This window comes from Moorena sp. SIO4G3, from assembly GCF_010692305.1.
Taxonomy (GTDB): domain Bacteria; phylum Cyanobacteriota; class Cyanobacteriia; order Cyanobacteriales; family Coleofasciculaceae; genus Moorena; species Moorena producens_A.
Genome location: NZ_JAAHIG010000689.1, coordinates 1 through 2,010, shown reverse-complemented (window position 1 = coordinate 2,010; position 2,010 = coordinate 1). Strand labels below are relative to the sequence as shown.

2 protein-coding genes are annotated in these 2,010 nt (G+C 41.1%); both read left to right on the top strand.

The features are described from left to right. Positions 1-195 precede the first annotated feature (195 nt). Positions 196-957: a reverse transcriptase N-terminal domain-containing protein gene (locus tag F6J99_RS46105; RefSeq protein WP_365975508.1), complete on the top strand. Its 762-nt coding sequence runs from the start codon at positions 196-198 to the stop codon at positions 955-957. Continuing rightward, entirely contained in the window at positions 941-1,897 is a 957-nt protein-coding gene (locus tag F6J99_RS46100) for a group II intron maturase-specific domain-containing protein (RefSeq protein WP_365975506.1), read from the top strand. Before F6J99_RS46105 ends, F6J99_RS46100 begins: the two co-directional genes overlap by 17 nt. The last annotated feature ends 113 nt before the right edge of the window (positions 1,898-2,010 follow it).

The window sequence follows — 2,010 nt, the reverse complement described above, 5'->3', positions numbered from 1 at the left end:
CCCTAAAAGTCTACAAAATGATTATCAGGAACGAAATAACCACATATGTACTCTCAGAAAGGTCGAATATTCCGAGTAGGTAGTTAGCCGTAAGTCATATGTTGGAAAGATTGAGTCAGAAGCCAATGCCTGGGGTAATGCCCAGGATATGCTGACAGACTCACGTTACAGGAATAGGTGTAGTTGTAAGTAGTAATGAATAAGTCTAAAACTCGGGGGTTTGCCCCACAGTCGGAATGGAACAAGGTCAATTGGCGTAAGCTAGAAATGACCGTATTCAAGTTACAAAAACGAATATACCAAGCCTCGCAACGTGGTGATGTCCGCGTGGTAAGAAAACTACAAAAGACTCTGATGAAATCCTGGTCAGCCAAAATGATAGCGGTTAGACGGGTAACCCAGGAGAATAAAGGCAAGAGAAGTGCTGGAATAGATGGGGTCAAATCCTTAAATAGTAAACAGCGTCTCACTTTAGTTGCCAACCTAAAAATCTCCAAAAGGGCAAAACCAACCAGAAGGGTATGGATTCCCAAATCACAAGGAACAGAAAAGCGTCCCTTAGGAATCCCAACCATGTACGACCGTGCATTACAAACACTTGCCAAACAGGCATTAGAACCTGAATGGGAAGCCAAATTTGAACCTAATTCCTACGGGTTCAGACCAGGACGCTCATGTCACGACGCCATCGAAGCAATATTTAATAGTATCTGCAAAAAACCCAAATGGGTACTGGATGCCGATATCTCCAAATGTTTCGACAAAATCAATCATGATGCCCTTCTCACAAAATTGAATACTTATCCATCACTAAGGCGATTAATCAAATCCTGGTTAAAAGCCGGAGTAATGGACAAAGAAACATTCTCAACTACGGATGAAGGCACACCGCAAGGAGGAGTTATATCACCTCTCAAGCGCGAATGTAGCCCTCCATGGAATGGAAATGGTAATTAAGACTTATGCCAGAAATAAAAAGAATAAAAAAGGAGAAAAGAAAAGCAAAGACCAAAGAATGAAGAGCATAAGTTTAATTAGATATGCCGATGATTTTATCATTCTGCATAAAGACCAGGATATGGTAGAAGAATGTCAGAGAATCATCATAGAATGGCTAAGTGATATGGGTCTGGAATTAAAGCCTAGTAAGACAAAGATGACTCACACCTCGAAAGGATTTAACTTTCTCGGATTCAACATCCGACAATATCCAGCAGGAAAAAATCAATCAAAACTAGGCTTTAAAACCATCATCAAACCATCTAAAGAAAAAGTTCTAGAGCATTATGGGCAGCTCGCCGACATAATCGACCGTCACAAAGCTGCCCCGCAAGCGGCATTAATCAGCCGACTCAAACCCGTTATAAGGGGTTGGTGTAATTACTATAGCACAGTCTGTAGTAAAGAGACCTTTAAAGACCTTGAGTATTTGCTCTGGAATAAACTTCAAAGATGGGGATATAGGAGACACCCCAATAAATCAAAAACCTGGGTAATCAATAAATACTGGGGAACCGTTAAAAAGGATAACTGGATGTTCATGGATGGAGAGAATTATCTCCCAAAACACGCCAAAACGAAAATCGTTAGGCACATCAAAATCAAAGATACCAAGAGTCCTTTCAATGGAGACCTAATTTATTGGAATACCAGAATGGGAAAACACCCAGAAATCAATAGTCAAAAAGGAAGACTCTTAAAAAGACAAAAAGGGAAATGTGCCCATTGTGGTCTTATATTCAGGGATGGAGATTTAATGGAAAAACACCACATAATACCACGCTCACTTGGGGGAACAGACCTAGATAAAAATCTAGAACTACTCCACCTACACTGCCACGATGTCAAGCACGGGATGAAAATCAATTTGAAAGAATTAGATGGAAACCCATTCTAGAGGAGCCACTGTCAAGGATTGTACTGTAATGAGGAGCCGTATGATGCGAAAGTATCACGTACGGTTTTGGAGACGAGTCGGTTTTGGGGGCGACCCCCCGGCTTAGTTTAATG